The organism is Salinisphaera sp. (assembly GCF_035690525.1).
Classification (GTDB): domain Bacteria; phylum Pseudomonadota; class Gammaproteobacteria; order Nevskiales; family Salinisphaeraceae; genus Salinisphaera.
The window spans coordinates 1-24,589 of the sequence record NZ_DASSKM010000180.1 but is presented as its reverse complement, the minus strand read 5'-3'; the positions used below and the strand labels follow the sequence as shown (position 1 = coordinate 24,589).

The 24,589-nt window shown below is 65.4% G+C and carries 27 protein-coding genes and 1 pseudogene; 18 read left to right on the top strand and 10 right to left on the bottom strand.

Annotated features, from left to right (window positions below; genetic code table 11):
* From VFJ08_RS14015 to VFJ08_RS14005, 3 genes are all read right to left on the bottom strand, one after another.
* The coding region (locus tag VFJ08_RS14015) for a TolC family protein (RefSeq protein WP_324997846.1) at positions 1-592 on the bottom strand (592 nt) is incomplete at its 3' end.
* Positions 589-3,690, bottom strand: a complete 3,102-nt coding sequence (locus VFJ08_RS14010; protein WP_324997845.1) for an efflux RND transporter permease subunit — start codon at positions 3,688-3,690, stop codon at positions 589-591. The genes VFJ08_RS14015 and VFJ08_RS14010, both read right to left, overlap by 4 nt.
* Entirely contained in the window at positions 3,690-4,880 is a 1,191-nt protein-coding gene (locus tag VFJ08_RS14005) for an efflux RND transporter periplasmic adaptor subunit (RefSeq protein WP_324997844.1), read from the bottom strand. The genes VFJ08_RS14010 and VFJ08_RS14005 overlap by 1 nt, the downstream gene beginning before the upstream one ends.
* 216 nt (positions 4,881-5,096) lie before the next feature.
* Between VFJ08_RS14005 and ubiE the strand changes: the two genes are divergently transcribed.
* Genes ubiE through ubiB form a run of 3 tightly spaced genes read left to right on the top strand, consistent with a single transcriptional unit; the run spans position 5,097 to position 8,130 of the window.
* Positions 5,097-5,870 (top strand): bifunctional demethylmenaquinone methyltransferase/2-methoxy-6-polyprenyl-1,4-benzoquinol methylase UbiE, encoded by a 774-nt coding sequence (gene ubiE / locus VFJ08_RS14000; RefSeq protein ID WP_324997843.1) that lies wholly within the window; start codon positions 5,097-5,099, stop codon positions 5,868-5,870.
* Positions 5,867-6,493, top strand: a complete 627-nt coding sequence (locus VFJ08_RS13995; protein ID WP_324997842.1) for a ubiquinone biosynthesis accessory factor UbiJ — start codon at positions 5,867-5,869, stop codon at positions 6,491-6,493. Before ubiE ends, VFJ08_RS13995 begins: the two co-directional genes overlap by 4 nt.
* Positions 6,493-8,130 (top strand): ubiquinone biosynthesis regulatory protein kinase UbiB, encoded by a 1,638-nt coding sequence (ubiB, locus tag VFJ08_RS13990; RefSeq protein ID WP_324997841.1) that lies wholly within the window; start codon positions 6,493-6,495, stop codon positions 8,128-8,130. Before VFJ08_RS13995 ends, ubiB begins: the two co-directional genes overlap by 1 nt.
* 9 nt (positions 8,131-8,139) lie before the next feature.
* Here the strand turns inward: ubiB and VFJ08_RS13985 are convergent, their stop codons facing one another.
* Positions 8,140-9,735, bottom strand: a complete 1,596-nt coding sequence (locus tag VFJ08_RS13985) for a S41 family peptidase (protein ID WP_324997840.1) — start codon at positions 9,733-9,735, stop codon at positions 8,140-8,142.
* A 121-nt stretch (positions 9,736-9,856) separates the two neighbouring features.
* Entirely contained in the window at positions 9,857-11,029 is a 1,173-nt protein-coding gene (locus VFJ08_RS13980) for a murein hydrolase activator EnvC family protein (RefSeq protein WP_324997839.1), read from the bottom strand.
* Between the two features lie 126 nt (positions 11,030-11,155).
* Between VFJ08_RS13980 and VFJ08_RS13975 the strand changes: the two genes are divergently transcribed.
* The 5 genes from VFJ08_RS13975 to VFJ08_RS13955 all read left to right on the top strand — a co-directional run bounded on the left by VFJ08_RS13975 (position 11,156) and on the right by VFJ08_RS13955 (position 14,615).
* A complete protein-coding gene (locus VFJ08_RS13975; RefSeq protein ID WP_324997838.1) occupies positions 11,156-11,581 on the top strand; it encodes a rhodanese-like domain-containing protein in 426 nt (141 codons plus the stop codon).
* Between the two features lie 33 nt (positions 11,582-11,614).
* A complete protein-coding gene (gene secB / locus VFJ08_RS13970; protein ID WP_324997837.1) occupies positions 11,615-12,121 on the top strand; it encodes a protein-export chaperone SecB in 507 nt (168 codons plus the stop codon).
* 18 nt (positions 12,122-12,139) lie between these two features.
* Complete coding sequence (locus VFJ08_RS13965; protein WP_324997836.1) at positions 12,140-13,153, top strand: NAD(P)H-dependent glycerol-3-phosphate dehydrogenase; 1,014 nt, start codon at positions 12,140-12,142, stop codon at positions 13,151-13,153.
* A gap of 183 nt (positions 13,154-13,336) precedes the next feature.
* A complete protein-coding gene (locus VFJ08_RS13960) occupies positions 13,337-13,957 on the top strand; it encodes a CDP-alcohol phosphatidyltransferase family protein (protein WP_324997835.1) in 621 nt (206 codons plus the stop codon).
* Position 13,958: 1 nt separating this feature from the next.
* Entirely contained in the window at positions 13,959-14,615 is a 657-nt protein-coding gene (locus tag VFJ08_RS13955) for an HAD-IB family hydrolase (protein ID WP_324997834.1), read from the top strand.
* 4 nt (positions 14,616-14,619) lie between these two features.
* Here the strand turns inward: VFJ08_RS13955 and VFJ08_RS13950 are convergent, their stop codons facing one another.
* Both VFJ08_RS13950 and VFJ08_RS13945 read right to left on the bottom strand, forming a co-directional pair.
* Complete coding sequence (locus tag VFJ08_RS13950; RefSeq protein WP_349257019.1) at positions 14,620-15,066, bottom strand: tRNA (cytidine(34)-2'-O)-methyltransferase; 447 nt, start codon at positions 15,064-15,066, stop codon at positions 14,620-14,622.
* Positions 15,067-15,073: 7 nt separating this feature from the next.
* Complete coding sequence (locus VFJ08_RS13945) at positions 15,074-15,394, bottom strand: DUF2007 domain-containing protein (protein ID WP_324997832.1); 321 nt, start codon at positions 15,392-15,394, stop codon at positions 15,074-15,076.
* 78 nt (positions 15,395-15,472) lie between these two features.
* Between VFJ08_RS13945 and VFJ08_RS13940 the strand changes: the two genes are divergently transcribed.
* From VFJ08_RS13940 to VFJ08_RS13925, 4 genes are all read left to right on the top strand, one after another.
* Entirely contained in the window at positions 15,473-15,796 is a 324-nt protein-coding gene (locus VFJ08_RS13940; protein WP_324997831.1) for a hypothetical protein, read from the top strand.
* Between the two features lie 152 nt (positions 15,797-15,948).
* Positions 15,949-17,928 carry a DUF4105 domain-containing protein gene (locus VFJ08_RS13935; RefSeq protein WP_324997830.1) on the top strand — a complete coding sequence of 660 codons (1,980 nt, stop codon included), beginning with the start codon at positions 15,949-15,951 and terminating at the stop codon, positions 17,926-17,928.
* Positions 17,928-18,506, top strand: coding sequence for a 1,6-anhydro-N-acetylmuramyl-L-alanine amidase AmpD (gene ampD, locus VFJ08_RS13930; protein WP_324997829.1), 579 nt, complete (start codon positions 17,928-17,930; stop codon positions 18,504-18,506). The genes VFJ08_RS13935 and ampD overlap by 1 nt, the downstream gene beginning before the upstream one ends.
* Before the next feature lie 80 nt (positions 18,507-18,586).
* Entirely contained in the window at positions 18,587-19,408 is an 822-nt protein-coding gene (locus VFJ08_RS13925; protein ID WP_324997828.1) for an inositol monophosphatase family protein, read from the top strand.
* A 90-nt stretch (positions 19,409-19,498) separates the two neighbouring features.
* Here VFJ08_RS13925 and VFJ08_RS13920 read toward each other — a convergent pair whose 3' ends face one another.
* On the bottom strand, positions 19,499-20,179 hold the full coding sequence (locus VFJ08_RS13920; RefSeq protein ID WP_324997827.1) for an HAD family hydrolase: 681 nt from the start codon (positions 20,177-20,179) through the stop codon (positions 19,499-19,501).
* Between the two features lie 194 nt (positions 20,180-20,373).
* Here VFJ08_RS13920 and VFJ08_RS13915 point away from each other — a divergent pair, with 194 nt between their 5' ends.
* From VFJ08_RS13915 to bfr, 3 genes are all read left to right on the top strand, one after another.
* A complete protein-coding gene (locus VFJ08_RS13915) occupies positions 20,374-20,859 on the top strand; it encodes an RNA pyrophosphohydrolase (RefSeq protein ID WP_324997826.1) in 486 nt (161 codons plus the stop codon).
* Positions 20,860-20,951: 92 nt separating this feature from the next.
* The gene (locus VFJ08_RS13910) at positions 20,952-21,176 is read left to right on the top strand and encodes a (2Fe-2S)-binding protein (RefSeq protein ID WP_324997825.1); all 225 of its coding nucleotides are present in this window, start codon (positions 20,952-20,954) and stop codon (positions 21,174-21,176) included.
* A 109-nt stretch (positions 21,177-21,285) separates the two neighbouring features.
* Positions 21,286-21,783, top strand: coding sequence for a bacterioferritin (gene bfr, locus VFJ08_RS13905; protein ID WP_324997824.1), 498 nt, complete (start codon positions 21,286-21,288; stop codon positions 21,781-21,783).
* Positions 21,784-21,859: 76 nt separating this feature from the next.
* Here the strand turns inward: bfr and VFJ08_RS13900 are convergent, their stop codons facing one another.
* On the bottom strand, positions 21,860-22,288 hold the full coding sequence (locus tag VFJ08_RS13900) for a CopD family protein (RefSeq protein WP_324997823.1): 429 nt from the start codon (positions 22,286-22,288) through the stop codon (positions 21,860-21,862).
* A gap of 242 nt (positions 22,289-22,530) precedes the next feature.
* Between VFJ08_RS13900 and argC the strand changes: the two genes are divergently transcribed.
* From argC to VFJ08_RS15795, 3 genes and pseudogenes are all read left to right on the top strand, one after another.
* A complete protein-coding gene (argC, locus tag VFJ08_RS13895; RefSeq protein ID WP_324997822.1) occupies positions 22,531-23,571 on the top strand; it encodes an N-acetyl-gamma-glutamyl-phosphate reductase in 1,041 nt (346 codons plus the stop codon).
* A 97-nt stretch (positions 23,572-23,668) separates the two neighbouring features.
* The gene (gene erpA / locus VFJ08_RS13890; RefSeq protein ID WP_324997821.1) at positions 23,669-24,037 is read left to right on the top strand and encodes an iron-sulfur cluster insertion protein ErpA; all 369 of its coding nucleotides are present in this window, start codon (positions 23,669-23,671) and stop codon (positions 24,035-24,037) included.
* Positions 24,038-24,309: 272 nt separating this feature from the next.
* Positions 24,310-24,378, top strand: a pseudogene (locus VFJ08_RS15795) (iron-sulfur cluster insertion protein ErpA); the annotation flags it as partial.
* Between the two features lie 16 nt (positions 24,379-24,394).
* Here the strand turns inward: VFJ08_RS15795 and VFJ08_RS13885 are convergent.
* On the bottom strand, positions 24,395-24,589 hold a 195-nt coding region (locus tag VFJ08_RS13885; RefSeq protein WP_324997820.1), incomplete at its 5' end, for an anhydro-N-acetylmuramic acid kinase.

Here is a 24,589-nt window from a genome sequence, read left to right as displayed (position 1 = left end):
CGAGTATCAGCCAATCGCTGGCGACCTGGCCGATCAGGCTGATTTGGGTCGAGCGCCGGGCCGCGGCCGACGACAGCAACGCATCCAGGGCCGCCTGCTTCTGGTTGCGCAGGCGGCCGAAGAAATCGATCTCGTAGCTGGCAAAGCCGAGCTCCGTCGACAGGCTTTTGGATACCGAACTGCCGGTCACGATATTGCCGCTCGCCGTGTCGTTGCCGCCGGCCGAGCGTCCGGACCTGGAAAAGGTGGCGCTGGTCGAGGCATCCACGTTCGGGAACAGTGCCGATCCGGCGTCGTGGTAGCGGGCTCGCGCGGCTTTGATGTGGAGGGCGGCGATTCGCAGGTTGCGGTTGTTGGCCAGCGCCTTGGCTACTGTATGCCGCAGCCGCTCGTTGATGAAAAAATCACGCCAGCCCAGCGCGGATACATCCGGTGCGGCGATCGGCTCGGGCGCCGGGTTGTCGCCCACGCTCGGCCAGATCGTCGGCGTCACCGGCGCCGGGCGCCGGTAGTCCGGCGCCAGGTTCACACAGCCAGCCAAGCCGGACGACCCGGCCACGGCCACGACTGCGAACAGTAAGCGCCGACTCATCGCGCGATCCGCCCTTCGGCCGTGAGCCGCCGCCAGCCGGCGCGCGAAAGCACGAAGAACACCGGCACGAACAGGATCGCCAGCACGGTGGCCGCGATCACGCCGCCGAACACGCCGGTGCCCACCGAGCGGCGCGCGGCCGCACCCGCCCCGCTGGCGATCACCAACGGAAACACGCCCATGCCAAAGGCCAGCGAGGTCATCAGGATCGGCCGCAGCCGCAGACGCACCGCGTGCAGGGCGGCGTCCACCAGCGTTTCGCCCGATCGTTCCAACTGATGCGCGTATTCCACGATCAGGATCGCGTTCTTGGCCGACAGGCCCACGGTGGTCAACAGGCCGACCTGGAAATACACGTCGATCGGCATGCCGCGCAGCAGAATGGCCAGTAGCGCCCCGAACACGCCGAGCGGCACGATCAGCATCACCGCGATCGGGATCGACCAGCTTTCATAGAGCGCCGCCAGGCATAGAAAAACAAAGCCGATCGAGACCGCGTACAGCAACGGCGCCTGATTGCCGGCCTGTTGTTGCTGAAACGAGATGCCGGACCACTCGAAGCCGATCCCCGGCGGCAACTGGCCGATCAATCGAGCGATTTCGGCCATCGCTTGGGAGGAGCTCACGCCCGGCGCGGGCTGGCCGGAAATCTGATAGGCGGCCACGCCGTTGTAGCGTTCCAGTTCCGGCAGGCCGGTGCTCCAATGGGTGGTGGAAAACGCCGAGAAGGGCACCATGTCGCCCGAGCTGTTGCGCACATACCACTCGTCCACATCCGACGGTTCCATACGGTAGGGCGTATCGCCCTCCATATACACGCGCTTGATCCGCCCCTGATAGATGAAGTCGTCGACATAGGCGCCGCCGAAGGCGGCCGACAGCGTGCTGTTGATATCGTCGATCGACAGTCCGAGCGCGCGCGCCTTAGCGTCGTTGATGTCGATCACGAACTGGGCGTTCGGGTTGGTGGTGTCGGCGCGGACCTGGGTCAGCATGTCGTCGGCGCGCGCCAGCCGCAGGAGCTTCTCGCGCGCGGCGATCAGCGCATCGCGGCCCAGCCCGCCGATATCCTGCAGTTGCAGCTCGAAGCCGGAGGAATCGCCGACATTGCGTAGCGCCGGCGGCAACAGCACATAGACGCGCGCCGCGCGAATCTTCGACAGTGCGGCCGTGGCCCGGGCGGCGATCGCCTCGGCGGAGGGGTTGGGCCCGCTGCGCCGACTCCAATCGACCAGGTGTATAAAAGCGCGGCCGCCGTTCTGGCCGCCGCTGGCGCCGATCGCGAAGATCGAGTCGACGTTGGGCTGATTCATGAAATAGCGGTCGACCTGCTCGATCACGTTGACCGTGCGCTGCGCGGTCGCGCCCGGCGGCAGTTGGATCGAGACCATCAGCACGCCCTGGTCCTCGGTCGGCAGAAAAGCCTGCGGCAGATGGCTGAACAGCCAGGCCACCGCCAGCACGATGGCCGCGAACGCCAACATCACCAGCGCGCGGGCGTGGATCATGCGCCGCGCCACATGCTGGGATGCTCGCGCCGCTTTGCTTACGCCGCGGTTGAAGGCGTTAAACAGCCGGCCCGATTCGCGGCGTGTGTCGAGCGGCTTGAGCAGGCTCGCGCACAAAGCCGGCGTAAGAATCAGCGCCACCCCGATCGACAACACCATCGCCGCGGCGATGGTCACCGCGAACTGCCGGTAGATGACGCCGGTCGAGCCGGGAAAGAAGGCCACCGGCACGAATACCGCGGACAGCACCAGCGCGATGCCGACCAGCGCGCCCTGAATCTCGCCCATCGAGACGATCGTGGCCTCGCGTGGCGATAATCGTCGTTCGGCCATCACGCGTTCGACGTTCTCGACCACGACGATGGCGTCATCGACCAGCAGCCCGATCGAGAGCACCAGCGCGAACATGGTCAGCGTATTGATCGAATAGCCGAACGCCGCGAGCACGCCGAAGGTGCCCAGGATCACCACCGGCACCGCCAGCGCCGGAATCAGCGTGGCGCGCCAGCTCTGCAGGAAGATGAACATGATCACCACCACCAGCACGATCGCTTCGAGCAGGGTCTTGACCACTTCCTCGATCGAGGCGCGTACAAACGGCGTGGTGTCGAAGGCCACCCGGGCCTCGAGCCCCGGTGGGAAGAACCGCGACAGTTGGTGCAGGCGCTGCTCAACCTTCTCGGCGGTGGCCACCGCATTGGCCCCGGCCGCCAATTCCAGCCCCAAGCCGGCGGCGCGGCGGCCGTTGAAACGGGCGATCTCGGTGTATTCGTCGGAGCCGATCACCACGCGAGCCACATCGGACAGATGCACCACCGAGCCGTCGGGATTGGATTTGACGATGATGCGCTTGAACGCGTCGACCGATGTCAGCAGGCTGCGCGCCTTGATGGTGGCGTTGAGTTGCTGGCCGGGCGCTTGCGGCAGTCCGCCCAATTCGCCGGCCGAGACATTCGCGTTCTGCGCTTCGAGCGCGGCGCGGATATCCGAGGGCATCAGGTGGTACTGGTCGAGCTTGCGCGGATTCAGCCAGATGCGCAGCGCGTATTCGGCGCCGAAATTACGCGCCTGGCTGATGCCGGAGACGCGCGCCAGCGGATCGACCAGGGTGCTGTCGATATAGTCGCCGATATCGGCCTCGTCCATCGAGCCGTCGGTCGAATACAAGGCGAGCACCAGAAAATAGTTGCCGCCGGATTGATAGGTGTTCACGCCCTGGCGCTGCACCGAGGCCGGCAGGCGGGAGATCGCCGACTGCAGTTCGTTCTGGACCTGGACCTGGGCGATGTCCGGATTGGTGCCGGGGGTAAACGTCAGCCGCACCCGCGATTCGCCCGATGAATCCGAACTGGATTTGATATAGAGCAGATTGTCGATCCCGGTCATCGCCTGCTCGATAACCTGGGTCACCGAATTCTGGGTGGTTTCGGCGCTGGCGCCGCGATAGGTGGCGGCGATCGAGATGGTGGGCGGCGCAATGTCCGGATATTGTTCCAGCGGCAGAGTGAAAATCGCCAGGGTGCCGGCCAGGCTGACGACGATCGCCAGCACGGTCGCGAAGATCGGGCGATCGATAAAAAAACGAGACACTAAGCCTTGGGCCCGGGCGTGTCGTGAACGGCGTGGACGTCGCCGTCGTCGTCGATGGTCACGACCACCGGATCGACCGCATCGCCCGGACCGACCTTGCCCGTGCCCTGCACGATCACGCGGTCGCCGGCGCTCAGCCCCGAGGTCACGCGCCAGCGCTGATTGTCGGCCGCCGCCGCGATGGTCAGCTTGCGCTGGACGACCTGGTTGTCGGCATCGACCACCAGCGCGATCGGTTCGCCGGCGGCGTTGCGCTCGACGCCCTGCTGGGGCACCAGCAGCGATTTCATGTCGATGCCCTGAATCAGTTTGGCGGTCACGTACATGCCCGGCAGCAGCAGATGATCCGGATTGGGCACGATCGCGCGCAGCATGATCGAGCCGGTATCGGGGTCGACCTGGACGCCCGAGAACGCCAGCTTGCCCTTGAGATGCACGTTGGCGCCGCCGCCGGACGGGCTGACCATCACCGGCGCGGTATTATCGTCATCGGTTTCCAGCGCGCCGGTGGCGATCGCGCGTCTGAGCCTCAGGTACTGATCGGCCGACTGGCGGATATCGACATAGATCGGATCGAGCTGATTGATGGTGGTCAGCGCATCGCTCTGATTGGCCGTGACCAGCGCGCCCGCGGTAACCGTCGAGGCGCCGATCTGCCCGGAAATCGGCGCCTCGATGCGGGTATAGCCGAGATTGATGCGCGCGCTCTTCAGGTTGGCTTCGGCGCTGGCCACATCGGCCTTGTCCTGGGCCAGCTGGGCCACCGCGTTATCGCGGTCTTGCTTGCTGATGGCGTCGATCTCGGCAAGGTGCTGATAACGGCGGGCCAGCGGCGCGGCGGATTTGACCGCGGCCCGGGCCTGGGCCAACTGGGCCTCGGCCTGGGCCACCGCGGCCTGATAGCGGGCCGGGTCGATCTGGTACAGCGCGTCCCCGGCCGCCACGTGCGTGCCTTCGGTGAACAGGCGTTTTTCGATGATGCCGTCGACCTGGGGGCGTACCTCGGAGGTCCTATAGGCGCGGGTGCGTCCGGGCAGTGTCTCGGTCACGGTATAGGGCTGCGGCGTGACTTTGTACACGCCGACTTCGGTCGGGCCGGGCGGCGCCGGCGGCGCCGGCTGCGAACAAGCGCCGACAAGCAGGGTAAGCGCTGCGGCCGCGGACAGGCTGAGCCGATGAACGAGCGACATGACGTTGTAACAATCCCCTCCGAATGCGCAACCGGCATCATGCGGCACAAGCATTATTCGCATCCGGGCAGCGATCCGGATGCAGATGGGCCGGTCCGAGCGCGAGTGTAACCGAGCCGGCCGCGAGAGGTGACAACGCGCCAACCGGCATGCGCTTGGCTGCCACGCCCGCCAGTGCGGTAAGCTTGCCGCCACGCCCAACTGACCGTACCGGCCATGGTCGACTCCCGCCAGCCGCCGTCGAACGACCCCGACAGCATCGATTTCGGCTACCAGCGCGTGCCCAAAGCCGCCAAGGCGCAGCGCGTGGGCGCCGTGTTCGACTCGGTGGCCGATAACTACGACATCATGAACGACCTCATGTCGATGGGCGTCCATCGGGCATGGAAACGCTTCACGATCAGCCTGGCCGCGGTGCGCCGCGGCGAGCGGGTGCTCGATCTGGCCAGCGGCACGGGCGACTTGGCGGCCGGCTTCGCGAAAAAGGCCGGCGCGACCGGCCGCGTGCTGATGTCCGATATCAACCATGCCATGCTGTCCAACGGCCGCGACCGGATGCTCGAGCGCGGGTTGGTGTCCAATGTGGATTATTGCCTGGCCAATGCAGAAAAGCTGCCGTTCGCCGACGACAGTTTCGACTGTGTGACCATCGGCTTCGGGCTGCGCAACGTCACCGACAAACAGGCCGCGCTGGCCGAGATGGCGCGCGTGACCAAACCCGGCGGGCGCGCCATCGTGCTCGAATTTTCCAAGCCGGCGGTGCCGGGGCTGGGGCGTATTTACGACGTCTATTCGTTTTCGGTGCTGCCGTGGCTGGGCCGGAACGTCGCGCGCGACGAGGCGGCGTATCGTTACCTGGCCGAATCGATCCGTATGCATCCCGATCAGGAGACGCTGAAATCGATGATGAGCCAAGCCGGCTTCCTGCGCTGCGGCTATCATAATCTCACCGGCGGTATCGTCGCCGTGCATCGCGGCTACGCGCCGTGAGCGCGGCGGGTGATTTTCGCGGCTTGCCGGCCCCGGCGCGGGCGGCGGCCGAGATCGCGCTCAACCGCTATATCGGCGCCGACGCGATTGCGCTCGAGCGCGCGGCGGCGCTGTCCGGGCGCGCGCTGACCGTGTGTTTTACCGATTTGGGGCTGGCGGTGACTTTCATCGGCGAGCGCCACGGCCTGCAGGTCGCGGGCGATCCCGAAGGCGAGCCGGACGTCCGCTTGACCGGGCGCGCCGCCGTGTTCGCCCGGGTGTTCTTCTCCGGCGGCCGCGACGGGCTGACCGGCGGCGGTTTGCGCATCGCCGGCGATATCGGCATCGCCCAGCAGTTCGCCGATTTGTTCGCCGGCGTGGATTTCGATCTCGGCGATCTGTTGGATCAGCGTTTTGGTCCGGTGGTGGGGCATTTTCTGGAACGCGGCGCCAAGGGCGCGGCCGGGCTGTTCTCACGCTTGCGGCGTGAACTGCCGTCCCAGGCCGCAGAGTACCTGCGCGAGGAGACCCGCGACGTGATCGGCGCCTGGGAGCACGAACAACTGGCCGGCGAGGTCGAGGCGTTTCGTGACCGGGTCGAGCGCAGCGCCGCGCGCATCAAACGACTGGAGCGGCGACGCTGATGCTGTCACGCAGTAAACGTGTGCTGGAAATCCTGCGCACGATACGTCGCTACGGTCTGGGCGAGCTGTTCGGCGGCAACGCGCCGCGATGGCTGGTCGGCAAGCCGAAACACTTCGACCAGCCGGTGGAGGTGCGCCTGCGTCTGGCGCTGGAGGCGCTCGGGCCGGTGTTCATCAAGTTCGGTCAGGCGCTGTCCACGCGGCGCGATCTGTTGTCCGACGGCATGGCCGAGGAACTGTCCAAGTTGCAGGATGACGTGCCGCCGTTCGAAGGCGGGCAGGCGCGCGCGCTGATCGAGGCGGCCTACGGCCACGAGCTCGAACGCTTCTTCGCGGCGTTCGACGAACAGCCGATGGCCGCGGCCTCGGTCGCCCAAGTGCACGCCGCGCGGCTGCACCCGGGTGAAGGCGAGGAGCGCGGGGCGGCGGTTGTGGTCAAGGTGCTGCGCCCGAATGTGCACGCGCGCGTCGACCGCGATGTTTCGGTGCTCTACACGCTGGCGAAGATGGCCGCGCGCCTGCATCCGGAGGCCGAACGCCTGCGCCCGGTGGAGATCGTGGCCGAATACGACCGCATCATTCACGACGAATTGAATTTGATGCGCGAGGGCGCCAACGCCAGCCAACTCGGGCGTAACTGGCTGGGTTCGGATCTGATCGTGCACCCGACCATTTATTTCGACTACAGCACCGAGTCGGTGCTGGTGATGGAGCACATGCAGGGCGTGCCGATCGACGATGTCGACACGCTCACCGCGGCCGGCGTCGATTTCAAGGTGCTGGCGGAGCGCGGCGTGGAGATCTTCTTCAAGCAGGTCTTCCGCGACAATTTCTTCCATGCCGACATGCATCCCGGCAATATCTTTGTGCAGACCGATCATCCGGAGCGGCCGCGTTACGTCGGGCTGGATTTCGGCATCGTCGGCACCTTGACCCCCGAGGACCAGCGTTATCTGGCCGAGAATTTCCTGGCGTTTTTCAATCAGGACTACCGGCGCATCGCCGAGTTGCACGTCGAGTCCGGCTGGATGCCGGCGGATACCCGCATCGAGGATTTCGAGGGCGCGATCCGCACCGTCTCCGAACCGATCATGAACAAGCCGCTGGCCGAAATCTCCTTCGGCCTGTTTCTGGTGCGCCTGTTCAAGATCGCGCGGCGCTACCGTTATCAGGTCCAGCCGCAGCTCGTGCTGCTGCAAAAAACCGTGCTCAACGTCGAAGGGTTGGGGCGCGATCTGTACCCGCAGCTCGATCTGTGGGCCACGGCCAAGCCGATTCTCGAGGAATGGATGCGCCGGCGGGCCGATCCGCGTATCGCCGCCGAGCGCATCCGCCAGCAGCTGCCGCAGATCATGGACGGTCTGCCCGACCTGGTGAGCACGGTGGTGCGGCGCACCCGCGCCGGCGAGGCCCCGGGCGCGCCCCAGCTGGAAGCGGCGCTAACCGAAATCACCCACGAACTGCGTGTCGCGCGGCGCGCCATGCGGTGGACGCTGGTAGGCACGGGGCTGATCGTGGTTTCGGCGGCGGAGCTTGCCTATCCGCCGCTGCCGGTCTGGATGGCGGTCATCACCGGCTTGCTCGGTTTGGCGAGCTGGGCCAGGGCTTGGCGAGGCACGCCGCGCCCGTTGAAATAGGCCGGGTCGCTAGGCATTGCTCGAGTCAGCCCGGCCGCCGGCCCGTGTCTGGCTGGCCGACGGCCTATTCTGTTCCGAACCCTGTTGTCGACCGGTCGTGTTTAGCGTGTTCAGGCCCTTGAGCAGATTTAGCGCCTCGTAGACCCCGTAATCGCGCTCGGCGAGCGGTTTTTCATGCTCGGATTTTTTCGAACTTTCGGTACCATCGGAGCCTGAATCGGTCGCCGACGAATCGTCGTCCGCGGCGTCTGGCGATTTCGGCTCCTTATCGTCGCTCGGTTTCGATGCGGATTGCGGCTCGGAATCCGCGTCGTTGTCGCTCTGGCCGGCGGCATCGGCCGCGTCGTCGTTGGCCGCCGGGCCGACGTCGGCGGCCCCGGTGTTCTTGAGCGCGCCGGGCAGGTCGGCCTCGGTGTAGCCGAAGCCGCCGGTGGCCTCGGTCGGCGTGATCTTGACCGGGGCCAGCTTGATGTCCGGCGTGATGCCCTCGGCCTGGATCGACCGGCCGTCGGGCGTGTAGTAGCGCGCGGTGGTGAGCTTGAGCGCCGAGCCGTCGTCGAGCGGCAGCACGGTCTGCACCGAGCCCTTGCCGAAAGTCCGCGTGCCCATGATGACCGCGCGGTGATCGTCCTGCAGCGCGCCGGCGACGATCTCGGCGGCCGACGCCGTACCTTGATTGACCAGCACCACGATCGGCGCGCCGTCGAGCTTGTCGCCCGGGCTGGCCTTGAACTTGTGATCGATGTTGGCCGCCCGGCCCTGGATCGACACGATGGTGCCGTCGTTCACGAAATCATCGGAGACATCGACCGCCGCGTTCAGCACGCCGCCGGGGTTATTGCGCAGATCGAGTACCAGGCCCTTGAGTTGGCCGTCGGACTCTTTCTTAAGCTTGGTCAGCGCTTTGTTCATGCCCTCGGCGGTGCCTTCGGTGAACTGACTGATCCGGATATAACCGTAGCCCGGGCCCAGCATGCGCGATTTGACGCTGGCGACCTGGATATCGGCGCGCTCGAGGTGCAGATGAATCGGTTGGTCGTGGTTTTCGCGCAGGATGGTCAGCGAGATTTTGCTGCCCGGCTCGCCGCGCATGGCATGCACCGAGTCGCTCATCGACATGCCTTTCACCGGCTTGTCGTCGATACGGATGATCATATCACCGGGTTGGATGCCGGCTTTGGAGGCCGGCGTATCGTCGATCGGCGAGACCACCTGCAGATAGCCGTTTTTCATCTGCACCTTCACCCCGAGCCCGCCGAACTGACCGGAGGTCGCCACCGACAGCTGCTTGAATTCCTCCGGATCGAGATAGGCCGAGTGCGGGTCCAGCCCATCGACCATGCCGTGCATGGCGTTATCCAGCAGCGTCTTGTCCGAAACCTTCTCGACGTAGCCCTGCTTGACCTGGTGCATGATCGCCACGAACTTGCGCAACTCCGGCAACGGTACCTTCGGGTCGCCGTTGTCCTTATCGGCTTTCTGTAGCGCCGGGGCATCGGCCGGGTCCGGCGCGCCCTCGGCATAAGTTTTTCCTCCGACCGTGGCCGCCGTGCCGACGATCGCGCCGAGCACGATCAGGGATGCGCCGCGCAGTTTGGGGTTCATGTCTGGTTTCCAATGTCGTGTCAGTCGGGTCGGACGTCGCCCGGCGCCGGATTGGGCGCTGCCGACGAGGCCGGTTGCGCGCAATGATCATCGACGATAGCACACGGGAATCGGCCGACGGTCAGCCGGACAGCCAGCGGCTCGGGTCGACCGGCTCCTCGCCGTGGCGGATCTCGAAGTAGATGCCGCTTTTGCTGTGGCCGCCGCTGTGCCCGGCGGTGGCGATCGTCTGGCCGGTCGACACGGCGTCGCCCACATCGACATAGCTGGCCGCGGCGTGTCCGTAGAGTGAATAATAGCCGTGACCGTGGTCGACGATCACGATCAGGCCGTAGCCTTTCATGTAGCCGACATAGACCACGCGGCCGCCGGCGACCGCATGCACCGGCGCGCCCTGGGGCGCGGCGAACCATTCGCCCTGCCAGCGCAACGGGCCGCCGCTCTTGGTCTGGCCGTAGCGGGCCAGCACTTTCTTGGCCGGCACCGGCGGGTGCATGCGGCCCTTGAGCTTGTAGAATGGCACGCCCGAGGGCACGGGCGGCAGGTCCGACAGCTGGGTCTGCACCGAATTCAACAGTTTCTTGAGCCGGGCCTGTTGCGCCCGCATGTCAGACAGGCTGGAGCGGTGCGACGACAGCCGTTGCTCGAGCGCGGCCAGGGTGGCTTGCTGTTTCTGCTCGCTCGCCTCCAGCGAATCCAGGGTCGCGGCGCGCGCTTCGCGCTGCGCGGCGAGTTGCGCGCGCTCGTTTTCCAACGATTGCTGCTTGGATGCCAGACGGGCGAGCGCGCTCTTAAGGTGGTCGACCTGCCGGCTCTGTGCCTCGGAGAAATACTGGTAGTAGTTGAGCATACGTCCGATACGCTCGGGCGCGGCCCCCGACAACAACAGCCGCATACGGCTCATGCGCCCGGTCTCGTAGGCCGATCGTACCTGGGCGGCTAGCGCATCGAGTTCGCCGGACAGGCGGTCGCGCTCGGCGTCGCGCTGTTGCTTCAACCGCTTGATGCGCTGTTTATGCTCGGCGATATCGTCGTCGAGCCGGTCAAGACGCCGGCGCGCGTCGCTGATGCGCGACTGGGCCTGGGCCAACGCGTCCGACAGCTCACTGCGCTGGTCGGAGCCGGCGGCGATTTGCCGGCGTACCTGGGCGATACGATCGTGCAGCGCCGACAGCTCGGCCCGGGCCTGCGCCGAACGCGAATCGTTGTCGGCCGGGTCGTCGGCCAGGCCGGGCCTCGGGGCGAGTATGGACAGCGCAAACAGGAAAGCGCCGAGCGCGTGGGTCAACCGCATCGGACAATTGTAAGGCAAGCCGCGGCGCGCGGCGTGCGGGTCAATCGCGCGCGGTGTATGCAATAATCCCCGGCCGGTGCCGGCTCGCGGCCCGGCACGCATCCGTAAAGGCTCGATACATCGGTTATGAATCAGTTGCTGGAATTCGTCGCTCACCATCCTTTTCTCTGGGCTGCGCTGGGCGTGATCGTGATCGCCTTCCTCGCGAACGAGGCCTGGCGCACGTTCTCGGGCAGTGGTCCGATCTCGGCGGCCGAGGCGGTACGGCTGATGAACAGCGACGACGCCGTGGTGGTCGATACGCGCTCGGCGTCGGAATATAAAAAGAACCATATCCTCAACGCCAAGCATGTGCCGGCGGCCGGTATCGCCGATCGCGCCAAGGAGATTTCGCGCGACACCGACAAGCCCATCATCGTGTACTGCGGCGCCGGCAACGCGGCATCCGCGGCCGTGGCCAAACTGCGCGCCAAGGGCTACACCCGCGTGTACGCGCTCAAGGGCGGCATCAACAACTGGCAGGCCGACGGGTTGCCGGTCACCAGCAAGTAATCCGCGTAAGTTGCGCACCAAACAGGAGGGATCATGGCCGAAGACAACGGCGGCGAAACCGAACAGGCCCAGACCGGAGGCGAAGCCCAGCGCCAGGTCGGGCTACAGAAGATCTATATCCGCGACGCCTCGATCGAGGTGCCCGACGGGCCGCGGGTGTTCACCGAAGAGTACAACCCCGAGGTCAACGTCGATCTGAATACCCAGATCCAGTCGCTGTCCGAGGAAACCCACCAGGTAATTCTGACCGTGACCGTCACCGCCAAGCAGGGTGAGCGCACCGCTTATATCGTCGAGGTCCAGCAGGCGGGCGTGTTCCAGATCGAGGGTTTTTCCGACGCCGACGAGCGCGATCACGTGCTGGGCGCTTATTGCCCGTCGATTCTGTTTCCCTACATTCGCGAATCGGTCGGTGATATGGTCCAGCGCGCGGGCTTTCCGCATTTTCTATTGCAGCCGGTGAACTTCGATCTGCTCTACGCCCAGCACCGGGCCAACGAGAACGGCGCGCCCAGCGACGCCAGTCAGGCGACGCACTGATCAGGTCTAAGCCCGGTCATGGCTGACAAGCGCCCGCGCTGCTACGCCGTCATCGGCGCTGGCTCCTGGGGTACGGCGCTGGCGGTCCAACTGGCCCGGCGCGGTCATGCCGTGCGCCTCTGGGGGCGCGAGGCGGCGGCCATCGAGGCCATGGCCGAGGCTAGGGCCAACGCGCGTTACCTGCCCGAAGCGACGTTCCCGGCCACGCTCGCGCCCACGGCCGATTTGGGCGCGGCGGTCGACGGCGCGGACGATATCGTCGTCGTCGTGCCGAGTCATGCGCTGCGGGCGTGCCTCGACGCATTGGCGCCGCTGCTGGCGCCGCGCCAGCGCGTGCTGTGGGCGACCAAGGGCCTGGAGCCCGAGACCGCGCTGCTGCCGCACGAGGTCGCGGCCCAAGTGCTCGGCGTCGAGCGCCCCGTGGGCGTGCTGTCCGGGCCGAGTTTCGCCGGCGAGGTCGGGCGCGGGCTGCCCACGGCGGTGACCATCGCCTCCGCCGACGCGGTATTCGCCGCCGATATGGCCGCCGCCTTCCACGACGGCGTGTTTCGTGTCTACACCGCGCATGACGTGATCGGCGTCGGCGTCGGCGGCGCGGTCAAGAATGTGCTGGCGATCGCGGTCGGTATTTCGGACGGACTCGGCTATGGCGCCAACGCCCGGGCGTTGTTGATCACGCGCGGGCTGTCCGAAATGATGCGGCTGGGCGTAACGCTCGGCGGCTCGCGCGAAACCCTGATCGGCATGGCCGGGCTCGGCGATTTGCTTTTGACCTGCAGCGACGACCAGTCGCGCAATCGCCGCATGGGGCTCCGGCTAGCCGCCGGCGACGACGTGCCCACCGCCGAGGCCGGTATAGGTCAGGTGGTCGAGGGCGTGCGCGTGGCCCGCGAGGTGCATCGCATGGCGCGCGAGCGCGGCATCGATATGCCGATCGCCGCCCAGGCCTATCGTGTGTTGCACGAAGGCGATGCGCCGCAGGCCGCCGCGCGCCGGCTCACCGAGCGCCCGTATCGTTCCGAGGTGGAATAAGAGGCTTTCGCATATTCGGTCATGTAGAATACGCGCGGGCTGGTGATGCCGGAACGCCTGTGGGCGGGCCGGCCGCGGCCAAGAGATCGAAACCGATACACCGCCCCGGGCGGTCGGCGGGTCGCGCGGTCATGGCGGCATGACGCAATCCGTTGGCCGGTGCCGACAAGATATAGACGGGATATGGCGAACTGGGTCACTTTCGGGCGTTTTCTGCTGTTGTTCCTGCTGTTGGGCATCGTGTATTCGGGCGTGCCCGTGTTGCAGCTCGCGAATGCGCCACTGACCGGGCTGATCATCGCGCTCGACGGCGTGGACGGCTGGGTCGCGCGCCGCTTCAACCAGGAAACGCTGTTCGGCGCGACCTTCGATATCGCTATCGATCGTATCGTCGAGACCGTGCTGTGGGTGGTGCTGGCGCATCTGGGCTTCATCGGCGTCTGGGTGCCGCTGTTGTTCATCATCCGCGGCAATCTGGTGGATGCGATCAGAAGCCGCGGCGCGGCGGCCGGCACCGCGGCCTTCGACATGATGCAGTCGGGCATCGGCCGTTTTCTGGTGGCCGGACGCTTCATGCGTGGGTTCTATGCCGTGCTCAAGGCCGTGACCTTCGGCTGGATTTTGTTCTGGCAGCCGTTTCCCGCGCTCGCGCCGGATTTCTGGGCGGCCTGGGGCGGCTCGCTGACGAGCGTCGGACTGGCGCTGGCGTGGGCCTCGGCCGCGATCTGCGTCGCCCGAGGCCTGCCGGTGATCCTCGAGTTCTGCATGAATGCGCGGCCGGCGGCCGCCGTACCGCGAGGCTGATATGCGTCTGGTGATCTTCGACATCGACGGCACGCTGGTGCCGGGTTCGTCGTCGGAAGCGCGCTTCGCGCGCTATCTTTGGCAGGTGCGCGCGCTCGGGCCGCGCCAGTTGCTGGCCTTCGCCTGGTTCACGCTGCGCTACCTGCCGCGCTTCGGCAAGCACGTGATGCAAAAGAACAAGGCCTATCTGTCGGGCCATGAATACGGCGATATCGTCGATCTGGCGCGGCGTTTCGTCGCCGATGTGCTGTTGCCGACCCTGCACGCGCCGGCGGTCGAACGGCTCAAGGCGCACCAGGCGGCCGGCGACGCGGTGGTGCTGCTATCGGGCACGCCTCAGTTTCTGGCCGACGCGCTCGGCGCGGCGCTGGGCATCGAGCACTGCATCGGCGCGGCCTGCAGTACCGAGAACGGGCGCTTCACCGGTGCGCCGCCGCGGCGTCATCCTTACGGGCCGACCAAGATAGACGCCGCCGAGACGCTGGCCAGCCAAGCCGGCCTGCCGCTGGCCGAGGCGGTCGCCTTCGGCGATTCGATCAGCGATGCGCATCTGTTCCGCGTGGTGGGCGAGGCGGTGGCCGTCGCGCCCGATCGCAGGCTGTCGGTCGCGGCGGTCGGCGCCGGCTGGGAAGTGCTGGACCCGCGCGCGAAGGCTTGACCGGTCAGTCGAACGCAAGCTGACGCCAGGCCTCGTAGGCGATTACCGCCACGCTGTTGGATAGGTTGAGGCTGCGATTGCCCGGCCGCATCGGCAGATAGATGGCCGCTTCGGCGTCGTCCAGGCGCTCGTCGGGCAGGCCGCGCGTCTCACAACCAAACAGCAGGGCGTCGTCGGCACGATAGCGCACGTCGTCGTAGCGCACGCTACCGCGCTTGGTGGCCGCGAACACGCGGCATGCCGGGTAGGCCGCGCGCCAGGTTTCGTAGTCCGGCCACTCGTGGATGACCGCGCGCTCGCGGTAGTCGAGTCCGGCGCGCCGTAGTTGCTTGTCGTCGAGCGAAAATCCCAGCGGATGGATCAGATGCAGTGCCGCGCCGATGTTGGCGGCCAGACGGATGACGTTGCCGGTGTTGGGCGGAATCTCGGGCTGATGCAGAACCAGGTGCATGGGCGGGTCAATCGCGTGGCCGGGGGTGTTGGCAGTGCCAGCAGGCATTGAATTGGCCTTCGACGGTCTCGCCACAGCCCGGGCAGCGCCAGTCGCGCCCGGTCTCGATCGGGCCTTTCTCGAAGGCGGCCACGATTTCGCGGGCGCGGTCGTAGTCGGCGACATCGTCGATCCAGACTTGGGGGTAGATGTTGGCCGGCAGTTCGCCCATGCCGCCCCAGAGGTATTGGCTGCGCACGTGCGCGGCGATGCCGCGGTCTATCAGCATGTCCTTGACGATTTCGGCATTGACCGGGTCCGCGGCCAGGTAGATTTCGCGCGCGTTCATGGCTGCGTCGAAAGCTGGATTGACTTGCCGGGCCGCTTTGCTAATCTTTGAAAAGTACAGCACTCCGGGGGTCGTAACATGGATAGTCTCCTGCTCCGACGCGCGCTCATCGCGGCTGTCGTTGCCATCTCGTTGGTTGTCGCCGCGCCGGCGCTGGCCGCCGACAACGACGATGTGGCCGCGCCGTCGGCCGCCGCTATGGCCTTCGACGCCTTGATTGTACGTCCGGCGAGTTTGGTCGCCACGATTGCGGGCACGGGGCTGTTCATCGTCTCCCTGCCGTTCTCCCTGCTCGGCCACAACACCGACACGGCCGGCGAACGCCTGGTGGCGGAGCCGGCCAAGTATACCTTCGTCCGGCCGCTCGGCAATTTCGAGGCCCAGACCCCGGGTAACGATTAGTACAACAACGCTAATCGAAGATCACCATGGACTGCTTGCCCGGCCCGATGCGGCCGGACGTGGCCGCATGCCTTCGCCCCACGAACGCACGAACTGAAATAATGTCGCGCTGAAGCGCGCCGTGCGACGGCGTCGATCGATCAGGGACTAGCATGTCGAAACCAGAACGTGTCGCCGGGCGCCATCGGCGCGCTCCGGGCCGGGCGGCGACGATTGTCGTCGTATTGGCTTTCGTGATGTCCGGAACAGCGGCGGCCGCGAATCCAAGCGCCGATCTGCAACAGCTCGAGGCGCGGGCGGCGAATACGCACTTGGCGGCCAGCGACGAATGGCATGCGCTGTTGCACTACGAGCCCAACTGGCTGCGCGGCGGTGTGCATAGCGAAGTCGCCTCGCCGTGGTTCTTTCTGGCCGACGATGGCCGGACCGACCCCGTGGCCGAGCTCGACGCCACCCTGGCCGGCCTGTTCTCGAAACAGCCGATCGGGCCGCGCGAGCTGCCGGCCTACTGCCTGTTCGTGGCGCGCCGCAAGTTTCTGGTCAAGACTTTGGACATCGACACGTCGCGCCTACCGGTCCACGCCTGCCCGGACTATCGCAACTGGCGCTCGCTGATCGCGCCGGATTCGGCCAGCCTGATTTTTCCCACCGCCTTCCCGAACAGCCCGTCGTCGATGTTCGGCCATACGCTGCTGCGCATCGATTCGGCCCGCAGAAGCCGCGGCACGGAGCTGTTGTCGTATGCGGTCAACTTCGCGGCGGCCGCGCCGGAAGGCCATCGCGGTCTGGGTTTCGTCTGGAAGGGGCTGACCGGCGGTTACCCCGGCGTGTTCGGCATGTTCCCCTACTACAAGAAGGTCAAGCAGTACGCCTGGATCGAGAACCGGGACATCTGGTCGTATCCGCTGAACCTGACCCATGCGCAGCTATCCCGGTTGGTCGATCATATATGGGAGATGGACAGCGTCCATTTCGTCTACTATTTTCTGAACAAGAACTGCTCGTACCAGTTGTTGAGCCTGCTCGATGTCGCCCGGCCGAAGCTGCACCTGACAAGCCACTACGACTGGTACACGATCCCGTCCGACACGATCCGTACCCTGGCGGACGTGCCCGGGTTGATGGGCCCGGCGGAGTATCGGCCCTCGAAGGAAACCCGGCTGCGCTGGGAGACCGAGCAACTCGCGCCGGACGAGCAGGCGCTGGCCCGCAAGGTCTCGCGCCGCGAACTGGCGCCCGACGCGCCGGCACTCGCGGCGCTGAGCGCGGAACGACGCGCGGCGGTGCTGGAGGTGGCCTACGACGCGCTGAATTACCAGTTGTCGAGCAAGGAGGTGGATGCGCCGGTCCCCGGTCAGGCCGGTCGCGACTACGCCAACCATATCCTGGCCGTACGCGCGTCGATTCCGCGCCGCTCGCCGTTCGGACACGTGCCCACGCCGCCGATCTCGCCGGAGGACGGCCATCGCTCGCTGCGGATCAACGCTTCGGGGATCTATGCCGACGACAACTTCTCGCTCGGTTTTCGAATCCGGCCGGCTTATCACGATCTGCTCGACGACCCCGGCGGCTATACCCGGGGCGCGGCGATCGATTTTGCCGATATCGGTGTGCGCGTCGATCCGGGCGACGGCCGGGTCCGGATCGACGACATCCGCCTACTGTCGATTACCTCGCTGTCGCCTCGCAATGCCTGGTTCAAGCCGATTTCGTTCACCGCCGATACCGGCGTGCGCCGGCGGCCGTCGAGCCATGTCTTCACCGACGCGCCCAACGATCTCGGCTATTATCTACAGGGCGGGCCCGGCCTGGCCTGGGGCGGGCGCGATCTGATCGGCTATGTGTTCAGCCAGTTCTCCTTCGACGCCAATCCGGGGCTGGAGCCGGCCTGGGCCGTGGGCGCGGGCGGCAGCGCCGGTGTCCTGGCTTATCCGGTGCCGGGCGTGCAGCTCAAGGCCGAAACCGGCTGGCTGGAATACGCCGTGGGCGCGGACGGTCATTACGGCTGGGCGACGCTGGGCGCGCAGGTGCCGATCGTGGATAATTTCGCCTTCCGCTCCACCGTCGGCTACGAGAACACCCGCGTGGACGACGGCCTGCGGGTGGATTTCGGCATCCAGGCTTATTTCTGATGTGCGAATCCGGCGCGCGACCGCAAATCGACGAGCACGGCTGGCTGGCCGGTGTACGCCGTGTCGCTTCGCCCAATCATGACGCGCGCCCGCCGGGCGTCACGGTCGATACGCTGGTCGTGCACGGCATCACGCTGCCGCCCGGGCGCTTCGGCCACGGCTATGTGGATGCATTGTTCACCAATACGCTGGATTCGTCGGCGCACCCGGTCTTTGCCGCTATCGCGGATCTGCGGGTGTCCGCGCACGCGTTGATCGAGCGCACCGGCGCGCTGACCCAGTATGTGGGCTTCGACGACCGCGCCTGGCACGCGGGGGCATCGTGTTTCGAGGCGCGCGAGCGCGTCAACGATTTCGCGGTCGGCATCGAACTGGAAGGCACCGACGATTGCCCGTACGCGCCGGCCCAATATCGGCGGCTGGCGGGTCTCGCGGCGGCGCTTTTGCGTCATTACCCGGCCATGAACCGCTCGCGCATCGTCGGCCACAGCGCTATCGCCCCGGGCCGCAAGAGCGATCCCGGGCCGGCCTTCGATTGGGCCGCGTTCCGCCGGCTGCTGGACCGGGCGGCTTTTTGAGCGCGATCGTCGGTCGGCGTCCTGCGCCGCGACCGTCAAGCCGGTAGCATGAGCGCTTGCCTTTACAGCCAGGAGAACCCGTGGCCGAGGACTTGAGCCGTTATCTGGACACCGCGATCGAGGCCGCGCGTGCCGCGGAACGCGTGATCAATCGCTACTATCGTGGCGATTTCGAAGTCGAGCGCAAAGCCGATGCTTCGCCGGTGACCATCGCCGACGTGGAGTGCGAGCGCGTCATCAAACAGGTGCTGGCGGAAGCTTTCCCCGAGCACGGCTTTTACGGCGAGGAACTCGGGCGTGAGTCGATCGACGCCGAGTACGTCTGGTTGATCGACCCGATCGACGGCACCAAGAGCTTCGTGCGCGGCTATCCCTTCTTTTCCACCCAGATTGCGTTGATGCGCGCCGGCGAACCCAATAATGAATTAATCGTCGGCGTGTCGAACGCGCCGGCGTTCGGCAACGGCGAGATGGCCTGGGCGGCGCGCGGCGAAGGTGCATTCCTCAACGGCGAGCCGATTCAGGTTTCGAGCGTCGATACGATCGGGCAGACCAGCCTGTCGATGGGCAACATCGGCGCGCTCGGCGCATCAAAGGCCTGGCCGAAGATCGGCGAGCTGGTCGGCGATGTCCACCGCATCCGCGGCTACGGCGATTTCTATCACTACCACCTGCTGGCGACCGGCGCGCTCGATGCTGTCATCGAATCCGATCTCAATATTCTGGATATCGCGGCACTCACCGTGATCGTACGCGAGGCCGGCGGCGATATGACCGAACTCGGTGGCGGGCCGATCGGTCTGGAATCGCGCACCGCTTTGGCCACCAACGGCCGGCTGCGCTCGCAACTCGGCCCCTATTTCGTCGACTGGGACGAAGCACGCCACGCACCGCGCGGCTGAGCGATCGGCCAAAGCAGGCACGTGCTCGCCGCGGCCGCCGGCCGCGAAGCAGTTGAAAACAGATGACATTTCAGCTGCTTTGGCGCCGGATTAATAATCGATCGACGGCATGGCATCGCCACGCAGGCTGATCACCGGCCAGCCGGCTTGGTTTGCGGCCGCTTCCAATCGTGGGTCGGGGTCGACCGCCACCGGTCGATCGGCCCAGCGCAGCAGTGGCAGATCGTTGTGCGAGTCGGAATAGAACGTCACCGTTTCGGGTGCGGCGCCCATGCGGGCCACGAAGTCCTCGGCGCGCGCAATTTTGCCCTCGCGATAAGACGGCGTGCCGGCGATCGCGCCGGTATAGACGCCATCGACGATTTCCGGATCGGTCGCGATCAGGTGCTCGATCCCGAGCAGGGCCGCAATCGGTTCGGTCACGAACCGGTTGGTCGCGGTGATGATCGCCGTCAAATCTCCGCGCCGACGATGAAAATCCACGACCGCCGCGGTGTGGCGCGCCACGATCGGCTCGATCCGCTCGGCGACGAACCGTTCGCGTAGCGCGGTCATGCGCGCGGCGGGTTGGTCGATCAGCGGCTGCAGCACGAAGCGCTGGTAGGCATGGATATCGAGCGCGCCGGCATCGTACTGGGCCTTGAACGTTTCGTTCGCGCGGGCATAGCTCGGGCCGTCGACAATAGCCTCGTCGACCAGAAAACGGCCCCATTCGTAGTCGCTGTCTCCTTCGAGCAGGGTTTGATCGAGATCGAAAAAAGTCAGTCGCACGTCCGCGCCTCGGCTGTGGGAGAGATTGAAGGCGCGTAATGATGACGGCTGCAGCGAGCTCTGGAAAGCGATAAAAGCGGAGCACAATAGAATTGCGCGCCTAACCGAATGCGTTCCGGCGATTCAGCCAATGTTTTTTAGTTTCTTGCGGATTTGTGAAAGAATCACTTAGGTATTTTCCCGAGGGTAGTGTTGTGATTGATGCACAAGGGTTCCGCGCGAACGTCGGCATCATCTTGAGCAATCGGCAAGGTAAGGTGTTCTGGGCGAAGCGCATCGGCCAACAGTCTTGGCAATTCCCCCAAGGCGGTATACGCGAAGGCGAGGACGCGCAAGCCGCACTTTATCGCGAGCTGGAAGAAGAAGTCGGGCTACGTCCCGAGCATGTCCAGATCGTGGCTTCCACGCGCAACTGGCTGCGCTATCGGCTGCCCAAGCGCTATATACGGCGTCATCGCCAGCCGCTGTGCATCGGCCAGAAGCAGAAGTGGTTCATGCTGCAACTGGTCGCGCCCGAGTCCTGCGTACGTTTCGATGCCACCGAAAAGCCGGAGTTCGACGGTTATCGCTGGGTCGACTACTGGCATCCGGTGGACGAGGTCGTGTTCTTCAAGCGCCAGGTCTATCGCCGCGCGCTGGATGAGCTTTCGGACTATCTGCAATCCGGCTCCACCGCCTGAACGTACGGGCGGGAAAGCGCGGTCGACGCGAGTCGCATTTGTAGTTGACAATCGTTCGCATTAGCGTTGTACTGCGCGTCGGAGGTAATGCCATGTACGTCTGCGTGTGCAACGCGGTCACCGACTGCCAGATTCGCGAAGCCTACTGCGAAGGCGCTTGCAGCCTGCGCCTGTTGCGCCAGAAGCTCGGCGTTGCCGGCTGTTGCGGGCGTTGTGCGCCCTGCGCGCGGGATGTGTTGCTCCAGTGTCGCCAGGAAAGCGAACGCGAAGAGGCGGCCGAGGCGGAAGCTTTTCGACCGATAGCGGTTACCGCCTAAGCCTTTGTACTCGATGCGCGCACGAACGGCCCGCGCACGAGCGACTGTTTGTGCGTCGCCGGCGCCTCGGCTAGTCTTGCCCTAAGTTCAGGCCGACACAGGACAAGCAATGAAAGGCGACGCGACCGTTATCAAATATCTGCAGGAAGCGCTCAAGCTGGAGTTGACCGCGATCAACCAGTATTTCCTGCATGCGCGCATGTTCGAGGACATGGGCTTGTTCGAACTCGGCAAGCACGAGTACAACGAATCGATCGAGGAAATGCAGCACGCGGACCGCTTCATCAAGCGTATTCTGTTCCTCGACGCGCTGCCCAATCTGCAGGATCTCGGCAAGCTGCGCATCGGCGAAAAGCCGCAGGAAATGCTCGAGTGCGATCTGGCCGCCGAGTATGAAGGCCATGCGCACTACAAGGAGGCGATCAAGGTCTGCGAGGAAGTCGGCGACTACGCCACCCGTGATCTGTTCGTCGATATTCTCGCCGATGAGGAAGAGCACATCGACTACATCGAGACCCAGCTCGATCTGATCCAATCCCTCGGCGAGCACAACTTTCTGCAATCGCAGGCCGGTACCGACATCAACCAGACGCCGGACACCGAGTAACGCCGCCGCATCCGATGGTGCGAAACGAACCCGTCGCGAGGATCTCGCGGCGGGTTTTGCTATCAGACGCCGATGATCAGAACGGTTGGACGAAGACCAGAATCATGATCAGCAGCAGGATGACCGCGGGCACCTCGTTCATGAGCCGGTAGAACTTCGGCGTCCCGGTGGCGCGGTCTTCGCGGAATTTTTTCACCTGGACCTGACACCAGCCGTGGAAGCCGATCAGCAGCACGACCAGCGCAAGCTTGGCATGGAACCAGCCGTTGACCGCCAGCCAGCCGCCGCCCAGCATCGTCAGCATCCAGATCCCGAACGCGATCGTGCCCAAGGCGGCGATCGACATCAGCTTGGACAGCCGCCGTTCCATGATAGAAAAGCGCTCGCGGCCGATCTCGTCCGTGGCTTCGGCGTGATAAACGAACAGCCGCGGCAGATAGAACAGCCCGGCGAACCAAGCCACCATGAACGAAACGTGCAGGGCCTTGAGCCAGAGAAACAGCATCCGGGCGCTCCTTGATCGTGCTGGGTTATCGGTAATCGTCTCATTATATCGGTTGGGCGCGATATAACGCGCAGCCGCGGCGATCACGACAGGGCCGGGTGCCATGGGGCCGCCGGGCCGCGAGCCGAGCGCGCATGAACCTGCCGATCTCCCGGGTCTATCTCCCAGGTGATCTTTCTGGGGTTCTGTTTTATGCCGGTGTAGTATGCGGCTACATTTTTCATAGCGACAGCGATCGAGTCATGGCGGGCAGGCAGAAAATAGGTCTGGTGGGCGGCACGGGTTACGCCGGCGCCGAGCTGCTGCGACTGTTGTCCGCGCATCCGCAGGCCGAGATCGTGGCCGTGACCTCGCGCAGCGCGGCCGGCACGCCGGTGGCCGAAACGTATCCGCAGTTGCGCGGCGTCGTCGATCTGGCGTTCTCGGATATGGCCGATGCCCGGCTCGATGAATGCGACATCGTATTCTTCGCCACGCCGCACGCAGCGGCCATGCACGACGTGCCGCGCCTGCTCGACGCCGGCGTGCGCATTGTCGATTTGTCGGCCGATTTCCGGCTGCGCGATCCGATGATCTGGGCGCAGTGGTACCACACCGAACACGCCGCACCCGAGTTGATCGAACGCGCGGTCTACGGCCTGCCCGAACTGGGCCGGCGCACAGCCATCGCCGGCGCCGATCTGGTGGCCTGCCCGGGCTGCTATCCGACCGCGATTTTGCTCGGCTTCAAACCGCTGGTGGAGGCCGGCGTCGTCGATCTCGGCCGGTTGATCGCCGACGCCAAGACCGGCGTCTCCGGTGCTGGCATGAAGCTCGCGACCGGTTTCCTGTTCGCCGAGGCCACCGATTCGTTCAAGGCCTACGGCGTGGCCGGTCATCGGCATTTGCCCGAAATCCGGCAGTTTTTGGGCGAACTGGCCGCCCGCGATGTCGGGCTGACCTTCGTGCCGCATCTGGTGCCGATGGTGCGCGGCATTCATGCCACGCTATATGCCACTTTGACCGGCGCGGCCGATCTGCAGTCGCTCTACGAGCGCGCTTATGCCGATGAGCCGTTCGTGGATGTGCTCGGCCCGGGTGCTACGCCCGAGACCCGGCACGTGCGTGCGACCAACATGTGCCGTATCGCCGTGCACCGGCCGTTGAACGGTGATCAGGCCGTTGTCCTGTCGACCATCGACAATCTGGTCAAGGGCGCGGCCGGGCAGGCGGTCCAGTGCTTCAACCTGATGATCGGTGCGCCCGAAACGTCCGCCTTGACAGCGACCGCGCCGGTGCCCTGAAGTTACCGATATTTCTTTAAAACCCCGTCCCTTGAAAACATACGAGTCGCACTGATGTCGTATGATAGTGATTGTGGGTTCGACACGGACGACGCTTATGAGTGCTGCGACCGATACCATCGAGCAAGAAGCCGACCAGGCGGCGCTGGTTTTCACCGACGCCGCGGCTATTAAAGTCAAGGAGTTGCTGGAAGACGAGGACAACGACGCCCTCAAGCTGCGTGTGTTCGTATCCGGCGGCGGTTGCTCGGGGTTTCAATACGGTTTCACTTTCGACGAAAACGTCGATGAAGGCGACACCTTGATCGAAAAGCAGGGCGTGACTCTGCTCGTCGACCCGATGAGCGTGCTCTATCTGATGGGCGCCGAAATCGATTTTTCGGACGGGATAGAAGGCGCGCAGTTCGTGATCCGCAATCCCAACGCCACAACCACTTGCGGCTGCGGTAACTCGTTCGCGGTATAAGCTTCACGCGCGCCTTCGCCCGTTGAGGGGCAATTCGCCGTAGGCGAATGGGGTGACAGACAACCCCTCAGGCTTGCGAAGCAAGCCCCGCGCGGATGCGCGGCGCAGTTCGTGATCCGCAATCCCAACGCCACAACCACGTGCGGCTGCGGTAACTCGTTCGCGGTATAAGCCTCACGCGCGCCTTCGCCCCTTGAGGGGCGATTCGCCGTAGGCGAATGGGGTGACAAACAACCCTTCGGCTTGCGAAGCAAGCCCCGCGCGGATGCGCGGCGCAATTCGTGATCCGTAACCCCAACGCCACAACCACTTGCGGCTGCGGCAATTCGTTTGCGGTTTGAACTCGCCGGGTTGCGCTTAGCGCAACCCGGGCGGCGGTTCGTGCCAGCCGCCGAGCACCGCCGGCCCCTTCGCGCCGGTGACGTTTGGGGCATTGCCCGGGCGCCCCAATAGCCGCTGCCGCGCAAGCCAGGCAAACGCCAGGGCCTCGATCCAATCCGGGTCGAGGCCCAGTTTTCGGGTCGTCTCCACCGGGCGCGGCGCGGCCGCGGC

Bases quoted from the DNA above. Each gene is read 5' to 3' on its own strand.
- VFJ08_RS14005 (WP_324997844.1), bottom strand. From the start codon at position 4,880: ATGTCGCTCGTTCATCGGCTCAGCCTGTCCGCGGCCGCAGCGCTTACC.
- ubiE (WP_324997843.1), top strand. From the start codon at position 5,097: ATGGTCGACTCCCGCCAGCCGCCGTCGAACGACCCCGACAGCATCGAT.
- ubiB (WP_324997841.1), top strand. From the start codon at position 6,493: ATGCTGTCACGCAGTAAACGTGTGCTGGAAATCCTGCGCACGATACGT.
- VFJ08_RS13985 (WP_324997840.1), bottom strand. From the start codon at position 9,735: ATGAACCCCAAACTGCGCGGCGCATCCCTGATCGTGCTCGGCGCGATC.
- VFJ08_RS13980 (WP_324997839.1), bottom strand. From the start codon at position 11,029: ATGCGGTTGACCCACGCGCTCGGCGCTTTCCTGTTTGCGCTGTCCATA.
- VFJ08_RS13975 (WP_324997838.1), top strand. From the start codon at position 11,156: ATGAATCAGTTGCTGGAATTCGTCGCTCACCATCCTTTTCTCTGGGCT.
- secB (WP_324997837.1), top strand. From the start codon at position 11,615: ATGGCCGAAGACAACGGCGGCGAAACCGAACAGGCCCAGACCGGAGGC.
- VFJ08_RS13965 (WP_324997836.1), top strand. From the start codon at position 12,140: ATGGCTGACAAGCGCCCGCGCTGCTACGCCGTCATCGGCGCTGGCTCC.
- VFJ08_RS13960 (WP_324997835.1), top strand. From the start codon at position 13,337: ATGGCGAACTGGGTCACTTTCGGGCGTTTTCTGCTGTTGTTCCTGCTG.
- VFJ08_RS13955 (WP_324997834.1), top strand. From the start codon at position 13,959: ATGCGTCTGGTGATCTTCGACATCGACGGCACGCTGGTGCCGGGTTCG.
- VFJ08_RS13950 (WP_349257019.1), bottom strand. From the start codon at position 15,066: ATGCACCTGGTTCTGCATCAGCCCGAGATTCCGCCCAACACCGGCAAC.
- VFJ08_RS13945 (WP_324997832.1), bottom strand. From the start codon at position 15,394: ATGAACGCGCGCGAAATCTACCTGGCCGCGGACCCGGTCAATGCCGAA.
- VFJ08_RS13940 (WP_324997831.1), top strand. From the start codon at position 15,473: ATGGATAGTCTCCTGCTCCGACGCGCGCTCATCGCGGCTGTCGTTGCC.
- VFJ08_RS13935 (WP_324997830.1), top strand. From the start codon at position 15,949: ATGTCGAAACCAGAACGTGTCGCCGGGCGCCATCGGCGCGCTCCGGGC.
- ampD (WP_324997829.1), top strand. From the start codon at position 17,928: ATGTGCGAATCCGGCGCGCGACCGCAAATCGACGAGCACGGCTGGCTG.
- VFJ08_RS13910 (WP_324997825.1), top strand. From the start codon at position 20,952: ATGTACGTCTGCGTGTGCAACGCGGTCACCGACTGCCAGATTCGCGAA.
- bfr (WP_324997824.1), top strand. From the start codon at position 21,286: ATGAAAGGCGACGCGACCGTTATCAAATATCTGCAGGAAGCGCTCAAG.
- VFJ08_RS13900 (WP_324997823.1), bottom strand. From the start codon at position 22,288: ATGCTGTTTCTCTGGCTCAAGGCCCTGCACGTTTCGTTCATGGTGGCT.
- argC (WP_324997822.1), top strand. From the start codon at position 22,531: ATGGCGGGCAGGCAGAAAATAGGTCTGGTGGGCGGCACGGGTTACGCC.
- erpA (WP_324997821.1), top strand. From the start codon at position 23,669: ATGAGTGCTGCGACCGATACCATCGAGCAAGAAGCCGACCAGGCGGCG.